The 3,560-nt window shown below is 34.8% G+C and carries 4 protein-coding genes and 1 other RNA gene; 4 read left to right on the plus strand and 1 reads right to left on the minus strand.

Annotated elements, in window-relative coordinates; all coding sequences use genetic code 11:
• Nucleotides 1-66: 66 nt before the first annotated feature.
• Nucleotides 67-419: a transfer-messenger RNA gene (gene ssrA / locus U9P79_00225) on the minus strand.
• Between the two features lie 207 nt (nt 420-626).
• On the opposite strand from ssrA, the gene U9P79_00230 reads away from it, so the two are divergent.
• From U9P79_00230 to U9P79_00245, 4 genes are all read left to right on the plus strand, one after another.
• The gene (locus tag U9P79_00230; protein MEA2103060.1) at nt 627-1,172 is read left to right on the plus strand and encodes a hypothetical protein; all 546 of its coding nucleotides are present in this window, start codon (nt 627-629) and stop codon (nt 1,170-1,172) included.
• Between the two features lie 114 nt (nt 1,173-1,286).
• Nucleotides 1,287-1,571 (plus strand): acylphosphatase, encoded by a 285-nt coding sequence (locus tag U9P79_00235; protein ID MEA2103061.1) that lies wholly within the window; start codon nt 1,287-1,289, stop codon nt 1,569-1,571.
• A complete protein-coding gene (locus U9P79_00240) occupies nt 1,534-2,628 on the plus strand; it encodes a LysM peptidoglycan-binding domain-containing protein (GenBank protein MEA2103062.1) in 1,095 nt (364 codons plus the stop codon). Before U9P79_00235 ends, U9P79_00240 begins: the two co-directional genes overlap by 38 nt.
• A 132-nt stretch (nt 2,629-2,760) precedes the next feature.
• Nucleotides 2,761-3,543: an electron transfer flavoprotein subunit beta/FixA family protein gene (locus tag U9P79_00245; GenBank protein ID MEA2103063.1), complete on the plus strand. Its 783-nt coding sequence runs from the start codon at nt 2,761-2,763 to the stop codon at nt 3,541-3,543.
• Nucleotides 3,544-3,560: the final 17 nt, after the last annotated feature.

The raw sequence follows: 3,560 nt of genomic DNA on the forward strand, positions 1-3,560 counted from the left end.
CACGGCTTCGTTCTATCGAACTACGCCGTTGCAGTCTTCGATTTTCGCTTCGCTCAAAACGAAGACTGGTGGAGGTGGCGGGAATCGAACCCGCGTCCAAAAATCCGGCTACCAAAATTTCTACATACTTAGTTATTTGAGTTTGTCTTATTCGGCGTTTTCCAAACAACAAGATCACATCGAACCAGCCTATAAGTGCTCAATCTCGTTTATAGACATCACAAGATCAAAGCCATTTAATTCGGCATTTGTAAAGATGCAAATGGCAACATCAATACAAATGAGCTGCTTGTTTAAGCAGCTAATGCAAGATTTTCATCTGCGTTTCAATTTAAGTACCACCATAATTTTCGGAATAAGGTGATCTCACCGGTATGCTTATTTGGCTCCTAAATCCCTGTCGAAACCATGTCACCCCCATATGTAATATTTCAAAAATCTAATCAATCATTTATAATCTAAAAACTAATTTTAGTTGCTTATTTGTCAATAAAGAGATATTTTTTGAATGAAATATTTATGAAACTTGACACAATAACGATTTTTGAAAAACAAAATTCTATAAAAGCCCTATCGATTTTTTAATCGATATAATCAAAAATTATTAATAACAACGGGAGTTAAAAATGAAAATATGGATGAAGCGTTTGTTGTTTGGCAGCTTGTTTGTCTTACTTTTTGTTAATATTGTTCATGCTGCAGATTTTCGGAATTTAAACTGGGGTATGAGTATGATGGAAGTAAAAAATTCCGAAATTGCAAAATTACTTGATGAAAGTGACAGTTCACTTTCTTATCAAGATATTATTGCAGAGATGGATTGTACGATTGAATATAAATTCTATAAGGAACAGCTTATAGATGCTACATACTTGTTTGAAAATCCACACATTGACAGAAATTTTTACATTCGAGATTTTAAAAAGTTGAAAGACATTTTAACTCAAAAATATGGGAATTCGAATAAACAAACTAACAAAGTGAATGTTGGCGAAGGTGATCTTGTTATAAATCTAAATTACATTTCGGATTGGTCAACTCCTGAAACAGAAATACAATTATTCCTTCTTGGGGATAATGCCAAAATATCTCTGAAAATTTATTATTCAAGCGTTGAAATCAATAAATTGAGAGAAGTCGAATCCGAGCAAAATCTATTGGAAAATTTTTAATCACTTTTTTATTTGAGTTCAGCAAAATCATCTTATAGATTTTGTTATTTCTATCTTACTTCTAAATAACTGGTTGAGGGACATTGTTTCTTTCATCTATTAATGGAGAAGGACATGGAAGAAGAAATTAAATCTTTAAAATTTATTGTACATGGACGGGTGCAAGGGGTTTCTTTTCGTGCTTACACAACAACTATAGCACGAATGTATGGAATAAACGGCTATGTAAAAAATTTATATAATGGTAATGTGGAAATAGTTGCTCAAGCAAAATCATCTGATATTGAAAATTTTTTAAAAAAAATACGAATTGGTCCACCATCTTCACGTGTTAATTCTATTGATATTGAGGAATTGTTAGATGCTTTTAATTATGAAGCGTTCAATATCTCTTTCTAAATATCTTCTATTGCTTTTTTGCCTCCCACTACTACTCGGATTTTCCCATAATCCGAAATATATTACCGAATCACTCGAATATCACATTGTTCGTAAGGATGAAACTCTTTATTCTATCAGCAAAAAGCACAAGACAACCGTGGAAGATCTGAAAAGAATTAATCATCTTGATTCAAATAAAATTCTTATCGGACAAAAAATATATTTGCAGGACCGAGAATCTACTGCTGAATTTTACGTTACAATTCGGGCTATACCGAAATGCGGTTTTCATTTAGTTCACAAAGGTGAAACATTATACCGGATTTCAAAAATGTATGGACTTACGATTATTGATTTGATGAATTATAACCACCTTAGTTCATATACAATTATACCCGGGGATAAAATTTTGCTAAAACTCGGATCTGAAACTTATTCCCAAACCCCAAAAAAAGTAATAGAAAAATCCACAGAATCCCCAAAAACAAAAATTACACAAGATACAAAATATCACATTGTAAAAAAGGGGGAAACGCTTTTCGGTGTTGCTCAACAGAATAAGCTGTCGGTTTATGAACTTAAGGATTACAATAATTTGGCCTCAAATACAATTTTTACCGGACAGAAATTATACTTAAATCCTCAAAAAAATTCAACTGAAAAATATTTGAAAAAGCCTAAAAAATTATCCAAAAACGAATTTAAGAAATATGGTTTGATCTGGCCTTGCAAAGGGATAATTACTTCACCATTTGGATTACAAGATGGAAAACCACATAACGGATTGGATATAGCCGCTTCTAACGGGACTCCAATAAAATCTGTTTTGGACGGAGAGGTTGCCTATTCTGATTGGCAAAGAGGATACGGCAATGTGCTTATTTTAAAACACGATAACGGACTGATGACGGTTTATGCACATAACAAAAAAAACATCGCAAATAAAGGGGAGAAGATCACAAAAGGACAAACTATTGCACAAGTTGGAAGCACGGGTAATTCGACAGGATCTCACCTTCATTTTGAAGTTCGTCTGCAGGGAAGGGCAATGAATCCGCAATTTTTCTTGCCTTAGTTAACTTTCTTTAGAAAAAAAATTCACAATGACAGAATATAACAAAAGGAGCATTCCACAAAACAGGCAAAGAACACCGAGAACTCGGAGAAAAAAGGAAAATGTGAAATGTAAAAACACAGGAGAAAATACATGGATATTATCGTTTGCATAAAACAAGTTCCGGATACAACGGATATAAAAATAAATAACGACACAAACACAATTATTCGTGAGGGTGTTGCGAGCATCATCAACCCATTTGATATGTATGCAATCGAAGAAGGTTTGCAAATTCGCGAAAAGCATGGTGGCACAGTTACAGTCATCAGCATGGGACCTCCTCAAGTAGAATCTGCTTTGCGAGAAGCTCTTGCACTCGGAGTGGATGAATCAATTTTAATCACCGATAGAAAATTTGCCGGTGCGGATACGCTTGCCACAAGTTATACCCTGGCAGCAGCCATTGATAAGATTGGCGGTTATGATATAATTCTTTTCGGCAAACAAGCCATTGACGGCGATACGGCTCAGGTCGGTCCGGGTGTGGCTACTCACCTGAAAATCCCTCAAATCGCTTTCGTGAAAAAGATTGAAGAGATTGCTGACGGAAAAATTACTGTTCAGCGGATGATGGAAGACGGATATGATGTAATCAAGACAAAACTTCCGGTTGCCATCACCGTGGTAAAAGATATTAACGAACCTCGTCTTCCCTCGTTGCGAACAAAAATGAAAGCGAAACGCGCCGAGATTAAAACATTTTCATTTGAAGACCTTCACCTTGACGAAGATATGATCGGTTTGGACGGCTCCCCGACTTTTGTTGAAAAAATATTTACCCCAACAATCGAAAAGAATAATGAAATCATCATAGGTGAACCTGAAGAAATGGCTGAAAAACTTGTTGAAAAATTAAAGGAAATTAGAAATTAAATCAATTAGAGTCTATC

The organism is Candidatus Cloacimonadota bacterium, assembly GCA_034661015.1.
In the GTDB taxonomy this organism is placed as follows: domain Bacteria; phylum Cloacimonadota; class Cloacimonadia; order JGIOTU-2; family JGIOTU-2; genus JAYEKN01.